This window comes from Leptospira montravelensis (assembly GCF_004770045.1).
GTDB lineage: Bacteria > Spirochaetota > Leptospiria > Leptospirales > Leptospiraceae > Leptospira_A > Leptospira_A montravelensis.
The window spans coordinates 343,152-362,361 of sequence record NZ_RQFO01000004.1 but is presented as its reverse complement, the minus strand read 5'-3'; the positions used below and the strand labels follow the sequence as shown (position 1 = coordinate 362,361).

Here is a 19,210-nt window from a genome sequence, read left to right as displayed (position 1 = left end):
TATTTACTTGGATTTCTTTTTGGAAAACTTCAAATTTAGCGCCTTTTCTTCTTCCAAAACTTTTTTTAAGTATTGACCAGTAAACGAACGTTTTACGGTAACAACCTCTTCCGGTGTTCCGGTAGCAATCACTTCTCCACCTCCGTCCCCACCTTCCGGACCAATGTCGATGATATAGTCAGCGGCTTTGATCACATCTAAGTTATGTTCGATGATGACCATAGAATTACCCTTGTCCACAAGCACTTGTAAAACAGAGAGTAATTTTTCGATATCTTCAAAATGAAGGCCAGTGGTTGGTTCATCTAAAATATAGAGAGTTTTGCCCGTCGGTCTTTTGGAAAGTTCTGTGGATAGTTTGATCCTTTGGGCTTCTCCCCCGGAAAAAGTGGTGGCAGCTTGGCCCAGTTTAATATACCCAAGGCCCACATCCATCAGCGTATCTAGTTTTCGTTTGAGGTTTGGGATATTTTCAAAAAAGATAACGGCTTCTTCTACGGTCATATCCAAAATATCAGAGATATGTTTTCCTTTGTATTTGACCTCTAAGGTTTCGCGGTTGTATCTTTTTCCTTTACAAACTTCACATTCTACATAAATATCGGGAAGGAAATGCATTTCAATTTTTAAGATCCCGTCCCCTTCGCATTTTTCACAGCGCCCACCAGCCACGTTGAAACTAAATCGTCCCGGGCCATAACCCCGAACTTTTGCTTCTTCCAGTCCGCTAAATAAATCTCTCACAAAGGTAAACAAACCAGTGTAAGTGGCTGGATTGGAACGTGGAGTCCTTCCAATGGCCGACTGATCAATGTTAATGACCTTATCAATTTGGTCTTTGCCTAGGATTTTTTTGTGTTTTCCTGGAACGAGTTTCATTCCCATCACAGAGCTTGCGAGTTCCTTATAAAGAATTTCATTGATGAGAGTGGATTTACCAGAACCTGAAACACCAGTGACAACTGTGAGTGTTCCGAGGGGAATAGACACTTCCACATTCTTTAGGTTGTTATGCGTAGCTCCCGTGATCTTTAGAAACTTACCATTTCCCACCCGGCGAGTTTCTGGCATAGAAATCCGTTTTTCTCCAGAAAGGTATTTTCCTGTGACAGAATGTTTGTCCTTTTTGATTTGTTCCGGGGTTCCAAAGGAAACAATTTCTCCACCATGAACTCCGGCCCCAGGGCCCATATCCACAATGAAATCAGCTTCTTCCATAGTTTCTTTGTCATGTTCCACTACGAGGACGGTATTTCCTAAGTTCCTAAGTCCTTTTAAGGTTTGAACGAGTTTGGTATTGTCTCTCTGGTGGAGACCAATGGATGGTTCATCTAAAATGTACAAAACGCCCATTAGGCGAGAGCCAATTTGGGTCGCGAGGCGAATCCTTTGCATTTCTCCACCAGAAAGAGTTCCGGCAGCCCGGCTTAAATTCAAATACCCAACACCTACATCGTTTAAAAAATGAAGTCTTTGCAAAATCTCCTTTAAGATGGGTTTGGAGATGGTATCTTCCGCACCTTTGTATTCAGAGGACTTGGTAAAAGCCAATGCCTTTTCAATGGAAAATCCTGTATAAGCATCGATCCCTACACCTTGGACTTTGACGGCGAGTGCTTCCGGACGAAGTCGTTTTCCGTGACACTCATCACAGTCATGGTTTGTCATAAAGGATTCAAACCACTGGCGCATGGAATCTGATTTGGTTTCTTTGTACCGGCGTTTGAGGTTAGGAATCACACCTTCATAGTTTTTGGAAAACTCATAATGAGAATTGGCACCACGAAAATCATAATCAATATGTATGGAAGAATCTCCATGTAAAATGGTATTCCGTACTTTTTCAGGTAAATCTTTCCAGGCTGTATTTAAGTTGAATTTGAGTTTTTTGGATAACGCTTGTATGGTGGCCATATACCAGTAGGAATTGGATTTGGAACCACCCCAAGCCTCGATACAACCTTCTGCCAAAGAGGCTTCCCGGTCAGTCACAAGAAGGGATTCATCAAATTCAAGTAGTGCACCTAGACCATCACAATTGGAACAAGCTCCAAACGGCGAGTTAAACGAAAAAAGTCTAGGAGTGAGCTCGGGAATACTGACATCATCACATTTAGGACATGACAATTTTTGTGAAAACAAATGATCCTTTTCCCCGTCTTCTACAACCACAATCCCTTCAGCAGTTTTTAAAGCTGTTTCTACAGAGTCAGACAACCGTGATTGGATTCCTGGTTTCATCACAATCCGGTCTACAACGATGTCGATATCAGCTTTGAAGTTTTTCTTTAAGGGAATTTCATCTTCCAAAGAATACACTTCCCCGTTCACTCGTACCCGGTTGAACCCTTCCTTTTTAAAACGTTCCAGAACTTCTTTGTGTTCCCCTTTTTTCCCTTGGATGACAGGAGCCATAATTTGGAGTTTGGTTCCTTCAGGGAATAAATTGATTCGGTCTGTAATTTGATCCACAGAAAGACTGGAAATGGGGGTTCCGCATTTGGGGCAATGTGGTTTTCCGACTCTTGCATATAACAGTCGTAAATAGTCATAAATTTCGGTAACTGTTCCGACTGTGGAACGAGGGTTTCTATGGGTTGTTTTTTGTTCGATGGAAATGGCAGGGCTTAGACCCTCAATTTGGTCTACCTCTGGTTTTTCCATTTGCCCAAGAAATTGACGAGCATAACTGGAAAGGGATTCCACATATCGTCTTTGCCCCTCAGCATAAATGGTATCAAAAGCCAGGGAAGATTTTCCCGAACCAGAAAGACCAGTGATGACCACAAGTTTGTCCCTCGGGATATCAAGATTTACGTTTTTAAGGTTATGTTCACGAGCGCCACGAATACGAATAAAGGAATCCACATCGGATAGCTTGTTTTCCTCTTTCATTCTGGAAAGAATTTTAAGAAATGACGGAAGAGGATCTTACGTGTTTCGAATTCTTTTTTTAATCATTTTCCTACCCTTCCGGCTTCTGTACCAGATTTACCTACGTCTAAGCCTAATTTTTCAGTCGGGTCGGGAAGTATATGAACTGGAATTACCGGCAGTTTTTGAAGATTCTTACAAATCCTATTTTGTCAAAAAATTGCAAGGGAAAGAAGAAACAGTCACTAGACTGGAACTTCTCATCTTACTCAAACTCATCCAAAAAAATGGGAAAATCAAAACTCTCGATATTCTTTTACCACCACTCGAATGGACTCTTTCGGAATTCTATGAAGTAAGAAACCAAATCCTCGCCATTAAAGAGTCGGGAAAAAAAGTGCGGATCTTTGCCAAGGAAGGTGGGGTTGGATCTTTATTACTCCTCACGGCTGCCACAGAAAAATATTTGGCTCCCGAATCGGAATTTATGGTTTTACTTCCGAGCGCCGAACCCATGTTCTTTGGTAAATTTTTAAAAACCTGGGGAATTGAAGTCCAAGCATTTGCTTCTGGACCTTATAAATCTTTTGCTGAAAGTTTCACTAGAGGAGAATTTTCAAAAGAGGCAAAAAAGAATTTAGAAACTCTCATTTTGGATTTAAGAAAAGTTTTACTTTCTGCCCTTACGAATGGAAACAAATCCCTAGAATCTCTATTTTACAAACCAATGCTTTCTGCAGACGAACTATTGTCAGCTGGTGTCATTACAGGGATCAAATCAGAAAATGAATTTTTCTCTGAAGATAGAAAATTGTTTTCTGGAAACTATCCAAGCCTTCACCATTCCGTCAAAGAATTCAAAATTCTGCCCAAACGGAAAGTTGAAGTGGTCATATTACCTTTAGAAGGTGGAATTACCGGCGGAGACTATTTACATAAAAATAGAGAGAACGGTAAAATCGAAGCCTTCTCTCTCATTCCTAATTTAAAAGCCCTGGCCGAAGATAAAAAAATTAAAGCCGTCATTTTAGAAATTTCCTCACCCGGGGGATCTGCCTTCTACTCCGAACAAATCCATCAAGAAATTATGGAGCTCAAAAAAACAAAAATTGTCACTGCCTACTTCAAAGATACAGTAGCCAGTGGTGGTTATTACCTTGGTTCGGCAGCAGATCATATCACTGCTTCTCCTGTTTGTATCACAGGTTCCATTGGGGCCGTGAGTATTAGGGCCAACTTACAAAAGTTATATAAAAAGTTTCAATTAAATAAAGAGGCAGTTGGATTTTACCCTTTCCGTGACATCCACTCCGAATTCCAACCTCTCTCCAAACAAAGTGTTCAGTATTTGGAATCCCAAATTAAAAAAATTGAAGGTTTGTTTTACCGCCGCGTTTCCGAAGGCCGAAAAATTCCTTTAGAAGATGTTCCAAAGATTGGAATGGGCCGGGTGTATTTACCCACTGTGGAAAACAAAATTGTAGATTCCCTTGGTGGACTTTTGGATGCCGTTCTTGAAGTCAAAAAAAGGTTAGGTGGAAAACCCATCATCTTAACCGAAGAACTCCCAACTTATAATTTAAAAAATAAAATTCCTCTCCTTGGAGGACTACTCACAGAACTGAAATTATTGGAATCCTTAAACGAAGTATCACTTTTAAGTCCTGTTCGCCTTGTTTGGAAAAACCGAAAGTAAACGAATCGTTATTTTTTAAGGGCTGCCTTTTCCAAACGGTTTCGTAAACCTTCCCATCCCTGGCCCAGTTTTGGTGCTTCGCAGATGATGGTTTGGATTTTCGAAAGGTCACAGGCTTCAAAAAATGCGTAAAGTTTGGACGCATACTCTTCGTTTGTCGAAACAATAGAGAAATGATCGAATTCCGAGAAACTTTCTTCTTCTTTAGTGTAAGTTTTCTCTGTATCTTGTGTCAGCTTTCCATTGAGAGCTTTTTCCGAGAAAGAAAAACCAATCCAAGCAGTGTCTTTGGGATCAAATCCAATTTTTAAACTATGAATGAATTCCTCCGTCGAAACCAAAAGCACTTGGGCTGACGGTGCGTAATGTTTGTATTTGGTTCCTGGACTTAATGGGACAGAAGACATAGAGAGTGCGGGAGAATTTTCCAAAGGATTCGGAACCACAAGGTCGGGAAGGAGAGTTTTTAACTCTTCGGATTCAATGGAACCAGGCCTAAGTAAAGTGGGATGTTCACCCACAAGGCTCACCACCGTGGATTCAATTCCGTAACTTGGCTCTTCTGCGAATAAGATTCCATCTACCTTCCCATCAAAGTATCGCACAACATCTGCTAGTTTAGTCAGGGAAGGTCTCCCAGATAAATTGGCAGAAGGCGCAGATACGGGCCCACCCGTAAGCCGAATCCATTCCCGAATATCTGGATTTTTAGGAATCCGCACAGCGAGAGTGCCCAAGTCTTTGGGAAATAAAGATTTATCTTTTTTGGGAAGGATGAGTGTGATTGGACCCGGTGAAAATCTTTCGAGTATCTTTCTACCGATTTCACTTAGTACACAAACCTCTTCAATGGATTCGATCGAATGAAAATGGGCAATGAGGGGATTGTCTTTGGGTCTGCCTTTGATTTCATAAACGCGGAGACAGGCAGCCTCGTTTTTTGTAGAGGCTCCAATCCCATAAACGGTTTCTGTTGGAAAGATCACCACCTTTCCCTCTTGGATGAGGTTCGCAAGCAAACGTACATCCGAAGAGATTAAGGTTTTCATTTTAAAACTTTTTTGTTTTTGATTTGGATTTCGATTCGGATACTTTCAATGATTCTTTTGTATCATTGGCAGGTACTGCTGTATCTTCTTTTGGTTCTTCTTCCTCTTTTGCTTTTTCTACAGGAGGGAGTTGTCCTTGGACAAGTTTACTCAAATAGACATTGATTTCAGGATCATTGTCTGTCACAAGTTGCCAAAAGGAAAATCCACCTAAATCGTATTTGCGTAGAAGTGTCATTTTTTCTTCGAAGGCCCTGCGGTTCATATAAAAAGCCACTCGGTCACAACCACCACTCGTATACCAAAGGGAAGGATCTTCGTAAGCACGGTTTTTATGGATGTCAGCAAACTTAGATAAGTTTTTCCAATTCGCTACTTTGTTTTCTTCGTTTAAGATGCGATTGATATCAGTTGGTTGGCGATTTTTATGAGTCCCCGCTTTGATCCTTTGTGCATCCGAATGGTAAATGGCTTTGGCTGATGCCTTACAATTCAGAGCCCAGTCATATCCGTAAGTTGGGATTGCCATATAAAGTTTGTGAGTTGGCACTCTTTTTTTCGCGTAAGTGATGATGTCTTTCAGCCATACATTAGGTGCTTGAGGTCCAGGTCCTGGGTTATGGTACTTTCTTGGATGGAGTTCATAAGCCATAATCTTCACGCGGTCAGCATGTTTGGCAAGGAAGGCATAGTCATGGGTGGTTGGCCCTCTCCAATTTTCACGAAAATCAAGTGCAATTGGTTTAGAAAGACCACGGCATTGGAGTTCTTTCTTTTTACTTTTTTCTGCTGGAGTTTTGGGATGAACCGCCACCGAAATGAGTTTTCCTTTTTTATGAACTTCACGTGCTAGTAAAACAAAGAACTCTTCAAACTTTTCTTTTTTATCGCAGGACATTCCTTCGTAATCGATATCAATCCCATCATAACCATAAGTCATAATTTCATTTACGATGACTTGGATGTGGTGGTCACGGATGTCGTTACGTCCCCCCATCCCAATGTTTTCCTGGATTTTTTCTTTTGGGTTTTCCCAACGAAAGATGGTAGGTATGATTTTTACTTTTGGGTTTAAAACACGAAGTTCTTGGACTCGTTCCTTTCTCGAAGTACTCGACCAACTGGAAATGAGTTCTCCATTATTGGAAAGCCCACCTTTCATCGTATAAATAAATGGATGGATTTCATTATAGAGATGCACCGTTTTTTTCATGGCAGTCCAATCTGTTGACCAAGCGGAAGAACGAAAACTCACGTTATCATCAGGAACAAAACCAGGAAGTTCCACAGATTCCTCTGGGTTTTCCGTAGTGGTTTGGGATTCACCGTTTTCCTTGGTTTCCATCTCGGATGGAGTTCCGAGAGAAGGAGTGGATGCTTCCACCACACTAGGATTGGCATTTCCCACTTTGGCAGTATCTTTTAAAACAAGAGCAGTTCCATCGTTTTGGATTAAGTTCATTCCTAAATAAAAGGAAATTGTGGAAAGAAACACCCAAGAGGCAAATAAAAGTGTGTATTTAGCTGCATTTGACAGCGGACGTTTGGATGTGGATGGGTTTTCAGATTCGGACATAAATTACTTCTAGTATGATTATCGATCGTATGATAAAAAAAGAGTAGAGATTATTAAAAGAACTCACTACCTATTTCTCATCCCATAATTTTTTAGGCAGGAATCTCTCCTAGTCGAAATTAAAAAGAAAGGAAAAAGATACAATGCACCTTCTCAAACAAAAACCAGTGATTCTTTATACGGTTCTTCTTAGTTTTTTTCTCACCTTTCTCCTGCTTGCGGAACTCACAGGTAGTAAATTATTTTTTGCCTTTGGATTCACAATGACTATGGGGGTTATTCCTTTTCCTGTTACCTTTATCATCACAGATCTTTTGAATGAATACTATGGTCGAAAAGTGGTTCGTGCCACAACGTTTCTTGGTATGGTGATGATTGGATTTGCCTATCTCCTCATTGTGATTGATATCCAAATTCCTGCAAGCCCTGAGTCGCCCATCGATGATGCCTCCTTCGAACGTGTGTTTGCCAATTCGGGTCTTGTGATTCTTGGTTCCATCATTGCTTATGTGATTGGTCAAATGATAGACCTAAATACCTTTCACTTCCTTCGTAAAAAGACAGGAGGAAAACATATTTGGCTACGGGCTACAGGTTCCACTGTCATCTCCCAACTCATCGATTCTTATGTGGTGATTTTTATCGCTCTTGGAAAATACCATCCTGTTTCTAAACTTGTCTCCATTGCCAACACAAACTTTCTTTATAAATTGGGAGTGGCCATTCTCATCACACCACTTCTCTATGCCATCCATATCTATATTGATCGTTATTTAGGAGAAAGTTTGAAAAAACAAATGTTCCATGCGGCAATGGAAGAAGAAGGTTTGGAGTCCACCATCCAACCAGGGTAATACAAATTGTTCCAACCAAGAATCGAAAGACTCAAATCCATTTTAGGAAATAAGCCAGCCAATATTGGCCACAGGGGGGCTCGTGGCCTTGCTCCCGAGAACACCCTTGTTTCTTTCCTTGTGGGAGCGGAGTCGACAAGGTTTTTTGAATTGGATACGATGCTTTGTGCCTCGGGCGAACTTGTTGTCATACATGACTTTACAGTAGACCGCACTACTGATGGAAAAGGAAAGGTTTCTGAATATAAATACCGCGATTTAGCAGAACTTGATGCGGGAAGTTTTTTTGAAGAAGCCTTTGAAGGGGAACAAATTCCGACACTCTCTCAGGTTATCCAGACTCTCCCCGAAACCACAGTCTTTGATATTGAAATGAAAAGTGAAGGGAATCCAGAAGAGAGAAAGGCACTCGCACTTGCTCTTGTGAAACTCATTCGGAAATGGAATTTAACAAATCGAATTTGGGTGAGTAGTTTTGATTGGGATCTTGTAAATCTCATAAGACAGGAAGAACCAGAAGTACTACGTGGCCTTCTAGTAGAAAAGGGAGATTCGCTAAACAAGAATTATATGGATTATGAACCAGATTTAATCCTGCCTCATCTTTCTGCTTGTTCCAAAGATTTTGTGGAAGGCCTAAAAAAACAGTCTCTCCTTGTGATTCCTTACACTACCAATACAGAAAAAGAATGGCAGGAGTTACTAACAGCGGGTGTGGCCGGACTCATCACAGACTATCCAGACCAATTGGCCTCTTATTTAGAATCTGTAAAATAAATCCAAACCCAGTTCCCCCAAGGGTCTTCCCATAAGGAATAATTTTTCCCTGGAACTTGCTCGATTAACTTCAAAGAGGAAAATTGCGGATGGTTCTTTATGGAGTGATCACAGCGAATGGTGATGGTTCCTGGGCGAACCGGGCAATGTTCTGTATTTTTAGAGAATACTATGGTTTCACCAGAAGTCAGTTTCAATTCCGAATGCCCAAAACTTTCTTTTAGGAGAGTCCCGCCTAAAAACGATTGGTAAAAACGAGCAGGAAGGCCAGTATTTTCTCCTCCGTCTAAGTTCAAAGAGTAAAATTGTAAATCGAATGTTGTCCCGCTCTCCATCCATACTTTCCTATTTTTTATTTTTTTCAATTTCTACTTTCGTTAACTTTTTGTTATGCGAAACTATCTATTTTGAACCATTACATTCGGCAGATAGTTTGTATCTTCCTTTGTTTCTAAAGGATTTAGTTTCTGGTCTTGGGATTAGACATTGGTATCTACCCCCATCTCCCTATTTTTTTCCTGATCTATTATTGTATCTATTCCTTTATCCGGTCGTTCCTTTTCTGTATCTGCCTAGTGTTTATGGAACGATACAAATGGCTTTAGTATTATTTGGAATTTTTATTTTTCTATCGAAGTATACAAACCAAACAAAGTCATTCCAATTTCTCTATCTCTTTGAAATCCTTTTTATATTTTTCTCTCTTTTGGGATTCTCGTTTAGTGATCGACCTCTCCCGCTAGTTTATTTTCTTTCGGGAGCACACCATAGCACGGGTTTCTTTTTTTCCCTTTTGCTTTCCCTATATCTATACTGTTTGTTAAACGAGAGAGAAAAAAGGAATTTTAGTCCTTCTTCGGTGTTGCCACTTCCCATAGTTCTATTCTTTTACTTTGGTTTTTCATTTCTTTATATTTCCGATCGATTTTCCTTTGCTGTGGGAGTGATTTCTTTTTTTGTGGTTCGCATTTGGGACGACGAGTTACCATACTCTGTACGAATTTCTTACTTTCGAACCAAGCGGTTTTGGATCCTGGCCATTCTTTTTTTACTTTTTAGCGAACTAGTCTTTTTAGAACTGAAATCCATTGTATCCATTCCTAGTAGTTTCCAGATTTTATTTGCCTACCTTTCCAAACGAAATCCTCAGGAAATCTTGCAGCTTTCGGTGACTTACCTTTGGGATTTTTCTAAACATATATTTTACCAAGGAAAGTCCATTCTTGTTTTAATGGGACTCGGGCTTCTATTATTTCCTAAGTTTCCCAAACTAAACCGCCATTTACTCATCGTTTTCTTTCCAGTCCTTGTTGGACTTTTACTCGTCGTAGGTAGGTTCACCTACCTCCATCCTTATCCCATCCGGTATTTGTTTCCTCTTTTGTTTTTTGGACTTCTCGGGGTTACTTGGGTGGTCAGTGCTACGATCCAAAAAGGAAATCCTAATCTTTTTTTTGGATTGGTTTTAGGACTTACCTGCGTCCTTTTAACTCTCCCTCAACCAAGAGGAGAAACCAAGACATACTTTTCAAACATCACCGACACCAAGGTTCCTTACCACTTAGAAAAACCCATTCGGTTTTGGAGTGAAGGCAGCCGGACTCCGATTCCTGTCGACAAACATGGGAATCCATACCATTGGATCACAGGGGCATTCCATACGCACTTGACAGAGTGAAGCGAACCTATGATCTGGAAGTAGATGGAAGATTACGTACGCATATTTGATACTACTTTAAGGGACGGAGAGCAGTGCCCTGGGGCTGCCATGAGCGAAGATGAGAAGGTGGAGATTGCCCAACACCTAGCCCGGATGAAGGTAGATATCATTGAGGCTGGATTCCCAGTTTCCTCACCTGTACAATTCAAAGCAGTCGAACGAATCGCTCGTGAAATTGAAGGCCCAGTCATTTGCGGGTTGGCCCGTGCCCTGCGTCCCGATTTAGAGGCGGCTCGGGATGCCCTAAAACCTGCCAAACAAAAACGCATTCATACTTTTATTGCCTCCTCTCCCATCCACATGAAACACAAGTTAGGCAAGTCTCCCGCAGAAGTTTTAGAGATGGCAAGACTTGCTGTAAAAATGGCAAGGGACTTTGTTACCGATGTAGAATTTTCACCGGAAGATGCCACTCGCTCCGAATGGGAGTTCTTACGCGAGTTAGTCGAAGCTGTCATTGAAGAAGGTGCCACTACCATCAATATCCCAGACACAGTGGGATATACCACACCACAAGAATATATGGATCTCTTTCGTTTCCTAAAAAAGGAAGTGAAAGGTGCTGACAAAGTCATATTTTCTGCACACTGCCACAACGACCTAGGACTTGCTGTCGCAAATTCACTCGCAACCGTTCTTGCAGGAGGTCGTCAGATTGAATGTACCATTAACGGGATTGGCGAAAGAGCAGGAAACACTGCTATGGAAGAGGTGGTGATGGCTCTAAAAACAAGAAAGGATGCTTTCGGAGTAGAAACAAAAATTGATTCCACTCTCATCACTCGCGGATCTCATTTGGTAAAAACCATCACGGGAATGGTTGTCCAACCTAACAAAGCCATTGTGGGAGCCAATTCCTTTGCGCACGAATCAGGAATCCACCAAGATGGTGTGATCAAAAACAGACAAACCTATGAAATTATGACTCCGGAATCCGTAGGACTCAAATCCAATCGTATGGTTCTTGGACGCCACTCTGGTCGGGCCGGTTTTAAGGACCGAGTCATTCGAATGGGTTTTGATCCAAAACCAGAAGAAATTGACAATGCTTACAACCGGTTCTTAGAGATTGCTGATAAAAAAAAGGAAGTCTTTGATGAAGACATCGCTGCCCTTTTCCAAGCAGAGATCAGCAGATCCCAAGTGGATGAAAAGTATCGACTTATTTCATTTGAACAAAATACGGGATCAAACAAAACTCCGAGTTCCAAAATCTCTTTGCAAATCAAGGGTGAGGTCAAAGAAGGCGAGGCACATGGCGACGGTCCAGTGGACAGTATCTTTAAAGCCATTGGCCAAGTGACAGGACTTTCGCCACTCCTTTCTAGGCTCGTAATTTCTCCTGTAACCGAAGGCACCGATGCAATGGCAGAAGCTTCAGTCACTTTAGAAGAAGGGGAACGTCGGGTTGTTGGGAAAGGTGATTCCACAGACATCATTGAAGCCTGTGCCAAAGCTTATATCAATGCCTTAAACCGGTTATAAAACAGTGACTATTCCAAATACAAAATTTTCAATGGATACCCTGGTGCGAAGGGAACTACCAGCGTTTAAACCTTATACGCCTGGAGAACAACCAGGCCTTAGTGCCTCCACCATCAAACTCAATACCAACGAAAACCCCTACCCACCTTCTCCAAAAATCAAAGAAGCAGTAGAAAAGGTGATCCAAACAGGTGTTTTGCGAAAGTATCCAAACTACCACTCCCGGAAATTACAGGAACTTATCGCAAAAGATTATGACTTAGACCCGGACCAAATTTTGGTCACGAATGGATCGGACGAAGCCTTACGTTTGTTATTCCAAGCTCTCGTAGGACCAGGTGATGTTGTTGTGGCACCTGACCCAACCTATTCCTTTTATCCTGTTTTAACAGAACAAATGATGGTGGGAGCAACATACAAAGCGGTTCCATTACAATCCGACTTACATTTTGATTTTGAATCTTTGGGAAAGGAACAGGGAAAGTTACTTTGTTTTGCTCATCCCAATGCCCCGACTGGTGTGGAAGAACCAAAGGATAAACTTTTAAATTTAGTTAAAAATTTTAACGGGATTGTTCTTTCCGATGAAGCGTACATTGATTTTACAGAACCAAATTCTAGTTTGGTGCCTGAAATTAAAAACTATCCGAACCTAGTGGTTTCTCGCACATTTTCCAAATCCTATGCTCTTGCTGGCCTCCGTGTGGGGTATCTAGTAGGTTCACTCGAAGTGATCTCTTGGATTCGCAAACTCAAAGATTCTTATAATGTAGGAATTTTGGAACAAGTTGTGGCAGAAGCCTCTTATGCAGACAAAGAATATTTTTTGGAAAAACGAACTCTTGTCATTTCAGAAAGAACCAAACTAAAAAAAGAATTGGAATCACTTGGTTTTACTATTCCCAATTCTTCTACTAATTTTTTATTTTGCAAACCTAAGTCAGGTGTTTCACCAGAAAGTTTGTATTTACAGTTAAAAGAAAAGAACATCCTCATTAGGTATTTTTCTACGGGAATCTCCAAAGACTATATTCGTATCACCATAGGAACCCCAGAAGAAAATGGAAAACTATTAGGAACTATTCTTACGCTCATTTAAATAAAAAACCCGGCACATCTTTTATAGATGAACCGGGCCCGAAATTAAATTCACTTTAGATTTACCAAACACCAAAGAGAATTTTTTATTTCTGAATTTCGATTTTTGTTTTTTTAGGTTCCATTTTGGGAATGGTTAATTCCAAAATTCCGTTTTTCATTTTAGCTATAGCTTTGTCTGAATGGATTGCCTTACCAATCGTAAATTTTCGGAAGTAATTTCCTTCCTTGTATTCCGCAAGGCGCACTTGGCCTCTTGATTCTGCAGGTGGGACAAACTTTCCTTCTAAAATCAATTGGTCCTTTTCGATGGAAATCTCTACAGAAGATTGATCTACTCCAGGCATTTCTACTCGAAATAAAATTGCCTCTTCTGTTTCCATAACATCCACATTAGGTGAATAGACACGAACATTCGATGCCGATTTTTGATCTTTCCCCTCAACAGCTTCTGTAACTTCTTGTTTGATTTCTTTTGTGAGTGTATTCATACCTTTCTCCTTACCCTGCTATGATAGAAACTTTTTTAGGTTTATCTTCTTCCCTTCTAGGAAGATGGATGTTAAGAACTCCATTTGAATATTTTGCCAAAACATGTTCCTGATCCACTCGAAACGGTAATTCAAGGGTTCTATGAAATTCTCCATTATAAATCTCTCGACGGTGGACTTCTGTTCCTTCCGCAAGTTCCTCCGCTTTTTTTCTACCGTGAATGGAGAGTAAATTGTCTTTTACGTTAATGTCGATGTGGTCTGTCTCAATTCCTGGAAGTAAACAAGTCACAAGGGCTTCATCTTCCTTGGTGTAAACGTTTACTGGAGGATAATTGGATGCAGAACCAAATTGGCTGTCCAAAATAGAACGAGTCAACTCATCGTTCAATCTGTCAAAGTCTCTCCAGAACTGATTTGCTTTGGTTTGTGGGTCTAAAATTCGAAACAACATGCTCAATCTCCTCTTTAGCAATCAATAGCTTCGACTGCTATTTTCATTAGCACTCTAATTATTCGACTGCCAACAGTCAAGAATGTTTTATATTTTATAGGATTTTTTAAAAAAAATTTTGTCCCATAAAGCACGCCTGACTAGCCTGGAAAGCGATGTCCATTGAAGATACGCTAAAACAATTGGGTTTAGAAATTCCCCCAGTCCCGGCTGCACTGGCTGCCTATATTCCTTCCAAACGATCAGGAAACCTAGTGTTTACCTCCGGACAACTCCCCCTTGTAGCAGGAAAACTACGGAAAACTGGGAAGGTGGGAAAAGATTTAAGTCTAGAAGAAGCGAAGGATGAGGCCAAACAATGTGTTCTTAATGCGCTTGCAAGTATCCTACTACAGATTCAATCTTTGGACAAAATCAAATCCATTGTTAAACTTGGAGTTTTTGTTTCAGGGACTTCAGAGTTCACCGAACAACACTTAGTTGCCAATGGAGCCTCAGAACTACTTGCAGCTATTTTTGGCGAAAAAGGAAAACATGCGCGTTTTGCTATTGGTGTAAGTTCTCTACCACTAGATGCTAGTGTGGAATTGGAAATGGTAGCGGAAGTAGAATGACAAATTCTATTTTTTTTAAATTTTTTAATCTGGTACAATTCTTAAAAGATTCAATTTTGTTTGTCCCAGAGTTAACTCTAGCTTGGTGGGACTTAACCAAAAGAATTTTTCTTTCCTTATTTCGCTATTGGAAGAGCAAACTTTTTTTTGATAAAATATTCTTTATTCTTTTGTTTTTGCAACTTATCTTCTCAATTCTTCCTTGGTTTTCTTATGAAATTCGTTTTTTTGAAAACAAAGAATCCATTTCTCTTGGGCCAAAATTAAATTCAGTGTTTATTTTACTAAGCCTGCTTAATTTTTTCTTTTTAGGATTTTGGAAATCTGCTTGGACAAGAGTTTGGTTTTTTGCATGTCAGATGGTATCTGTTGTTTTTGTCATTTGGGGATATTTAGATCCCAAAAGGTATTTTTATGATTTTGTAAAACCTGAAGAAGTAGGCCTTGGTTTTCCATTTTATTTATTTTTAGGATCTCTATTAGGAGCATTTATTTTTGGATACCTCACCTTTAAAAGAGAAGATGAGGTATTGGGTAGGATCTAGTAGTAAATAATATTGCAATAGGGACTGATGATGAATCTAGTCCCTCTAACACGTAATGGCAGTTTTTATGAAATATCAATAACAAAGGATAAGTTAGTTTTTACAGAGTCTATGATAGCAAAATCAATAAAAACTATACTTATATCCTTTTAAGAAAAATTTCTTTTGATTCTCAATGTTATACTGTGATTCACTCAAAATTCCTCAACCACTCACTTCCAGAATTTCCAAAACTTCTTTTCCGTTTTTCTCAATTACATCTACAAGATATTTACTACCCTTTTCCTTTTGAAACAGGATCTTTTTAGAAAGAGGTTTTCCAATCTCGGTATTTAAGATTCGTTGGATGGGCCTTGCACCCATTGATTTGTCATATCCCGTTTCTGCCAAATACCTAACGGCTTTGTCTGAAAGTTCCAAATGAATGCCTTTTTCATTGGCTTTAGTTTGCAAAGTTCGAAACATACGTTTGACTACAAGCTCAACCACCGGAATAGAAAGAGCACCAAATTCCACAACCGCAGTGAGTCGGTTTCGAAATTCCGGAGTGAAAGTTCTTTCGATTGCTTTAAGGGAACGGTCATCATACCTGTCGGTATCAAATCCTAGGAGCGGTTTAGAACTCTCCTGGGCACCCGTATTTGTGGTTAAGATAAGGATCACATTTCGAAAATCTGCTTTTTTCCCTGTGCTATCGGTGAGTGTGGCATGGTCCATCACCTGTAACAAAATATTATAAATGTCTTCATGGGCTTTTTCAATTTCATCGAATAACAACACACAGTGGGGATTTTTAGCTATGGCATCAGTCAATTGGCCGCCTTGGTCATAACCCACATATCCTGGAGGGCTACCAATGAGGCGAGATACAGAATGTTTTTCCATATACTCACTCATATCAAAACGAAGAAACTCCACTCCCATTTTTTCTGCCAAAGTTTTGGCCACCTCGGTTTTGCCCACACCAGTAGGGCCAACAAATAAAAAACTACCAATAGGTTTTCCTTCGTCGCTGAGACCCGAACGAGAATAATGTATGGCATCTACCACTTGTTCGATGGCATGATCCTGACCAAAAACTATAGTTTTGATTTCCGAATCCAAATTTTCTAATTTCTTTTTGTCATCAGCTTTGACTGTTTTTTCAGGAATTTTTGCAATTTTTGCCACAAGGGATTCGATTTCTAAGATCCCAACTTGTTTTTTGGCCTTTTCTTTTTTCTCGTCACGTAACTTTACAAAGGCGCCTGACTCATCCATTAAATCAATGGCTTTATCCGGCAAAAAACGATCCCTCAGGTGAAGACTTGATAAATCCACGCAAGCTTCGATGGCTTTGGGACTGTAGGTAACTCCGTGAAAAGATTCGTATTTGGGTTTTAATCCCTTTAAAATTTCAATCGCATCCTCTCGGGAAGGTTCTGCGACTTCAATCTTTTGAAATCTTCGAGAAAGTGCATGGTCTTTTTCAAAGATGGATTTATATTCTTTGTAAGTAGTAGTTCCTATACATTTGAGTTCTCCGTTGGCAAGGGCTGGTTTCATCAAATTGGATGCATCCAAACTCCCACCAGAGACTGCACCGGCTCCAACAATGGTATGAATTTCGTCTACAAAAATGATACGTTCAGGTTTTCCAACTACTTCTTGTAAGATGGCCTTCAAACGTTCTTCAAATTCCCCACGAAATTTGGTTCCTGCCATCACAAGTCCCATATCAAGAGAATAAATTTCTAAATTCAGTAAACTTTTCGGAACAAGACCCTTGATCACTCTTTCGGCGATTCCTTCCACGATTGATGTTTTTCCAACACCCGCTTCGCCAACAAAAATAGGATTATTTTTACGACGACGAGATAAGATATGGATGGTTCTTTCAATTTCAACTTCCCTACCAATACAAGGATCTAATTTTCCTAACCTGGCTCTTTCGGTAAGGTTAACACAGAATTTTTCCAATGCAGATTTTTTAGATCCGGATTCTAATTCTTCCGCATCGGTTTCTTCGGCAAAATTAGGTTCGTCTGCTTCTTTATCTTTTTTAATTCCGTGAGAGATGTATTTTATTACATCCAGTCGGTTGACTTCTTGTTTGGCGAGAAGATAGAAGGCTTGGCTATCTTCCTCTCGAAACAGTGCCACCAGTACGTTATTTCCATCCACCTCTTCCTTGCCGGAATTTTGCACATGGAAGGCAGCAAATTGTATGACAAACTGAACACCGACTGTGTAACGAGGTTGGATTTTTAAATCAGGAACGGCAATGGTGGATAAATCTTCTTCAAAGTATTCTGTCAGTTCTTTTCTAAGAAGGTCCAAATCGCAACCAACATTGACGAGAACTTCCTTGGTTTTTTCATTATAGGTAAGTCCATATAATAAATGTTCCAGGGTAATAAATTCATGATGGTATTTACTGGCTTCGTTACCGGCAAGTTCTAAGGTTTTTTCTAAATCAAGGGAAAGGTTCATTCGTCCTCCTCTTTTGCCAATTGGCATTGTAATGGATGTCCCGCATCATCTGCGAGTTTATGTACTTCAGCTACTTTTGTCCGAGCAATGTCCAATGAATACACCCCACAAACCGCAGAGCCCGATGTATGAGCCTTCCACATAATTTGACGAGATTCTTCCATTGATTTCCGAAATACATTGGCTAGTACAAAAACTACAAATTCCTGAGGAGTGTAATCATCATTGATGAGAATGACTTTATACCGATCCGGTTTTTTTAGCTTTTTCTTTTGTTTTTCTCTTTCGAGAAGTTCTACGTTCATATCGGTATAAGATTTACGTTTTGGATCTGACATCAGTTGCCCTCCCTAAGTGATTTGATAGGAGATTGCGAATTGTATGCGGAAATATTTTCCCGCTCCATCATAATCTCACGTTCCAAGTAAGACTCAATGGCTGCCCTGCCTTGTTCATTGTAAATATGATGCAAACTATACATAGGAACCGCTTCATATCCCCTAAGGAATTTATGTTCTCCCTGTGCGCCTGCTTCGACTCGTTCCATTTTATGTGTTATGGCAAAATCAATCAATCGGTAATAACAACATTCAAAATGCAGATTGGGTATATGTTCCAGGGCTCCCCAATACCTTCCAAATAAAAACCCATCCCTGAATACATTCCAACTCCCACCTACTGGTTTGCCCGAATGGTCGCTTGCCAATACTAACACCAAACGATGCCTAAAATTCCGATGCATTTCTATAAAAAACTTTCGATTTAAATAGGCCTGTCCCCATTTTTTGGAATGAGTATCCTGATAAAACTGGAAAAAAATATGAGCATGTTCTTCTGTAATTTGATCACCTGTTAGTGTTTGGATGGTAAGACCTGATTCAGAAATTTTTCTCCTTTCCTGGCGGATCGTTTTTCTACGATCTTTGACAAGAGTGGATAAAAACTCTTCAAAATTCGCAAAACCTTTGTTAAACCAGTGGTATTGATGGGAAAGCCTGGGTGCAAAAGAATTTTGAATTCCCCGTTTCTGTTCTTCCTCTTTACAAAATAAAATATGAACTGATGAAGTTTCTTTTTCCTTTCCATACTCCAAAAGAGTTTGTAAAAGCAGGGAACTTATATTTTCTTTTTCCTCTTCCTTTAAATTGGCGGAAATTAAAATCCTAGAACCCGTCACCGGTGTAAATGGAACTGCCACTGTCAGTTTCGGGTAATAAGGTATTCCTGCCCTGTGAAAGGCATTGGCCCATTGGAAATCAAAAATATATTCCCCATAGGAATCCCGGCGAAGGTAGGCAGGTAGGACACCCACTAGAATCCCAGCTTGCCAAGCAGAGAAAATCACAGGCATCCAATCCGAATTTCCAATACAACCAGCGGTTTCTAACCCCGATAGAAATTCGTATTCTTGGAAGACAGAATCAGGAGGAACCAAAAGATTCCATTCTTCCTTGGTAAAGTCCCCAAAACTTTGGGAAATTTTTATCGTTAACGTTTCATTCAAT

17 protein-coding genes are annotated in these 19,210 nt (G+C 40.1%); 8 read left to right on the top strand and 9 right to left on the bottom strand.

All coding sequences use genetic code 11. The annotated features are described in order from the left end of the window. Positions 1–3: 3 nt before the first annotated feature. Entirely contained in the window at positions 4–2,895 is a 2,892-nt protein-coding gene (gene uvrA / locus EHQ31_RS02630; protein WP_135569313.1) for an excinuclease ABC subunit UvrA, read from the bottom strand. A gap of 40 nt (positions 2,896–2,935) precedes the next feature. Between uvrA and EHQ31_RS02625 the strand changes: the two genes are divergently transcribed. Continuing rightward, positions 2,936–4,570, top strand: coding sequence for a S49 family peptidase (locus EHQ31_RS02625; RefSeq protein WP_135569311.1), 1,635 nt, complete (start codon positions 2,936–2,938; stop codon positions 4,568–4,570). An 8-nt stretch (positions 4,571–4,578) separates the two neighbouring features. On the opposite strand, the gene EHQ31_RS02620 is transcribed toward EHQ31_RS02625, so the two are convergent. Together EHQ31_RS02620 and EHQ31_RS02615 are read right to left on the bottom strand one after the other, a co-directional pair. Continuing rightward, positions 4,579–5,619, bottom strand: coding sequence for an L-threonylcarbamoyladenylate synthase (locus tag EHQ31_RS02620; protein WP_135569309.1), 1,041 nt, complete (start codon positions 5,617–5,619; stop codon positions 4,579–4,581). Between the two features lies 1 nt (position 5,620). Beyond that, positions 5,621–7,195 carry a glycosyl hydrolase family 18 protein gene (locus tag EHQ31_RS02615; protein WP_135569307.1) on the bottom strand — a complete coding sequence of 525 codons (1,575 nt, stop codon included), beginning with the start codon at positions 7,193–7,195 and terminating at the stop codon, positions 5,621–5,623. Between the two features lie 143 nt (positions 7,196–7,338). Between EHQ31_RS02615 and EHQ31_RS02610 the strand changes: the two genes are divergently transcribed. Next, positions 7,339–8,049: a queuosine precursor transporter gene (locus EHQ31_RS02610; protein WP_100743024.1), complete on the top strand. Its 711-nt coding sequence runs from the start codon at positions 7,339–7,341 to the stop codon at positions 8,047–8,049. 6 nt (positions 8,050–8,055) lie between these two features. Continuing rightward, positions 8,056–8,826 (top strand): glycerophosphodiester phosphodiesterase, encoded by a 771-nt coding sequence (locus EHQ31_RS02605; protein WP_135569305.1) that lies wholly within the window; start codon positions 8,056–8,058, stop codon positions 8,824–8,826. Here EHQ31_RS02605 and EHQ31_RS02600 read toward each other — a convergent pair. After that, positions 8,805–9,161 carry a VOC family protein gene (locus EHQ31_RS02600; RefSeq protein ID WP_135569303.1) on the bottom strand — a complete coding sequence of 119 codons (357 nt, stop codon included), beginning with the start codon at positions 9,159–9,161 and terminating at the stop codon, positions 8,805–8,807. The two genes, EHQ31_RS02605 and EHQ31_RS02600, sit on opposite strands and share 22 nt — an antisense overlap. On the opposite strand from EHQ31_RS02600, the gene EHQ31_RS02595 reads away from it, so the two are divergent. The 3 genes from EHQ31_RS02595 to hisC are packed head-to-tail and all read left to right on the top strand — an operon-like array spanning position 9,143 to position 13,130. Continuing rightward, positions 9,143–10,504: a hypothetical protein gene (locus EHQ31_RS02595; protein ID WP_135569301.1), complete on the top strand. Its 1,362-nt coding sequence runs from the start codon at positions 9,143–9,145 to the stop codon at positions 10,502–10,504. The two genes, EHQ31_RS02600 and EHQ31_RS02595, sit on opposite strands and share 19 nt — an antisense overlap. 24 nt (positions 10,505–10,528) lie before the next feature. Then, positions 10,529–12,031: a 2-isopropylmalate synthase gene (locus EHQ31_RS02590; RefSeq protein ID WP_135569299.1), complete on the top strand. Its 1,503-nt coding sequence runs from the start codon at positions 10,529–10,531 to the stop codon at positions 12,029–12,031. A gap of 31 nt (positions 12,032–12,062) precedes the next feature. Continuing rightward, entirely contained in the window at positions 12,063–13,130 is a 1,068-nt protein-coding gene (gene hisC, locus EHQ31_RS02585) for a histidinol-phosphate transaminase (RefSeq protein WP_135570917.1), read from the top strand. 85 nt (positions 13,131–13,215) lie between these two features. On the opposite strand, the gene EHQ31_RS02580 is transcribed toward hisC, so the two are convergent. Both EHQ31_RS02580 and EHQ31_RS02575 read right to left on the bottom strand, forming a co-directional pair. Then, positions 13,216–13,620 carry an Hsp20/alpha crystallin family protein gene (locus EHQ31_RS02580; protein WP_135569297.1) on the bottom strand — a complete coding sequence of 135 codons (405 nt, stop codon included), beginning with the start codon at positions 13,618–13,620 and terminating at the stop codon, positions 13,216–13,218. Positions 13,621–13,630: 10 nt separating this feature from the next. Then, the gene (locus tag EHQ31_RS02575; RefSeq protein ID WP_135569295.1) at positions 13,631–14,074 is read right to left on the bottom strand and encodes an Hsp20/alpha crystallin family protein; all 444 of its coding nucleotides are present in this window, start codon (positions 14,072–14,074) and stop codon (positions 13,631–13,633) included. Positions 14,075–14,229: 155 nt separating this feature from the next. On the opposite strand from EHQ31_RS02575, the gene EHQ31_RS02570 reads away from it, so the two are divergent. Both EHQ31_RS02570 and EHQ31_RS02565 read left to right on the top strand, forming a co-directional pair. Continuing rightward, positions 14,230–14,688, top strand: a complete 459-nt coding sequence (locus tag EHQ31_RS02570) for a RidA family protein (protein ID WP_135569293.1) — start codon at positions 14,230–14,232, stop codon at positions 14,686–14,688. Further along, a complete protein-coding gene (locus EHQ31_RS02565; protein ID WP_135569291.1) occupies positions 14,685–15,233 on the top strand; it encodes a hypothetical protein in 549 nt (182 codons plus the stop codon). The genes EHQ31_RS02570 and EHQ31_RS02565 overlap by 4 nt, the downstream gene beginning before the upstream one ends. Before the next feature lie 204 nt (positions 15,234–15,437). Here EHQ31_RS02565 and clpA read toward each other — a convergent pair whose 3' ends face one another. The 3 genes from clpA to EHQ31_RS02550 are packed head-to-tail and all read right to left on the bottom strand — an operon-like array spanning position 15,438 to position 19,209. Beyond that, positions 15,438–17,705, bottom strand: a complete 2,268-nt coding sequence (gene clpA, locus EHQ31_RS02560; protein ID WP_135569289.1) for an ATP-dependent Clp protease ATP-binding subunit ClpA — start codon at positions 17,703–17,705, stop codon at positions 15,438–15,440. Further along, on the bottom strand, positions 17,702–18,043 hold the full coding sequence (clpS, locus tag EHQ31_RS02555) for an ATP-dependent Clp protease adapter ClpS (protein ID WP_135569287.1): 342 nt from the start codon (positions 18,041–18,043) through the stop codon (positions 17,702–17,704). Before clpS ends, clpA begins: the two co-directional genes overlap by 4 nt. Further along, entirely contained in the window at positions 18,043–19,209 is a 1,167-nt protein-coding gene (locus EHQ31_RS02550) for a GNAT family N-acetyltransferase (RefSeq protein WP_135569285.1), read from the bottom strand. The genes clpS and EHQ31_RS02550 overlap by 1 nt, the downstream gene beginning before the upstream one ends. Position 19,210: the final 1 nt, after the last annotated feature.

Bases quoted from the DNA above. Each gene is read 5' to 3' on its own strand.
- hisC (WP_135570917.1), top strand. From the start codon at position 12,063: ATGGATACCCTGGTGCGAAGGGAACTACCAGCGTTTAAACCTTATACG.
- EHQ31_RS02570 (WP_135569293.1), top strand. From the start codon at position 14,230: ATGTCCATTGAAGATACGCTAAAACAATTGGGTTTAGAAATTCCCCCA.
- EHQ31_RS02595 (WP_135569301.1), top strand. From the start codon at position 9,143: ATGTTGTCCCGCTCTCCATCCATACTTTCCTATTTTTTATTTTTTTCA.
- EHQ31_RS02565 (WP_135569291.1), top strand. From the start codon at position 14,685: ATGACAAATTCTATTTTTTTTAAATTTTTTAATCTGGTACAATTCTTA.
- clpS (WP_135569287.1), bottom strand. From the start codon at position 18,043: ATGTCAGATCCAAAACGTAAATCTTATACCGATATGAACGTAGAACTT.
- EHQ31_RS02590 (WP_135569299.1), top strand. From the start codon at position 10,529: ATGGAAGATTACGTACGCATATTTGATACTACTTTAAGGGACGGAGAG.
- clpA (WP_135569289.1), bottom strand. From the start codon at position 17,705: ATGAACCTTTCCCTTGATTTAGAAAAAACCTTAGAACTTGCCGGTAAC.
- EHQ31_RS02615 (WP_135569307.1), bottom strand. From the start codon at position 7,195: ATGTCCGAATCTGAAAACCCATCCACATCCAAACGTCCGCTGTCAAAT.
- uvrA (WP_135569313.1), bottom strand. From the start codon at position 2,895: ATGAAAGAGGAAAACAAGCTATCCGATGTGGATTCCTTTATTCGTATT.
- EHQ31_RS02575 (WP_135569295.1), bottom strand. From the start codon at position 14,074: ATGTTGTTTCGAATTTTAGACCCACAAACCAAAGCAAATCAGTTCTGG.
- EHQ31_RS02610 (WP_100743024.1), top strand. From the start codon at position 7,339: ATGCACCTTCTCAAACAAAAACCAGTGATTCTTTATACGGTTCTTCTT.
- EHQ31_RS02600 (WP_135569303.1), bottom strand. From the start codon at position 9,161: ATGGAGAGCGGGACAACATTCGATTTACAATTTTACTCTTTGAACTTA.
- EHQ31_RS02620 (WP_135569309.1), bottom strand. From the start codon at position 5,619: ATGAAAACCTTAATCTCTTCGGATGTACGTTTGCTTGCGAACCTCATC.
- EHQ31_RS02580 (WP_135569297.1), bottom strand. From the start codon at position 13,620: ATGAATACACTCACAAAAGAAATCAAACAAGAAGTTACAGAAGCTGTT.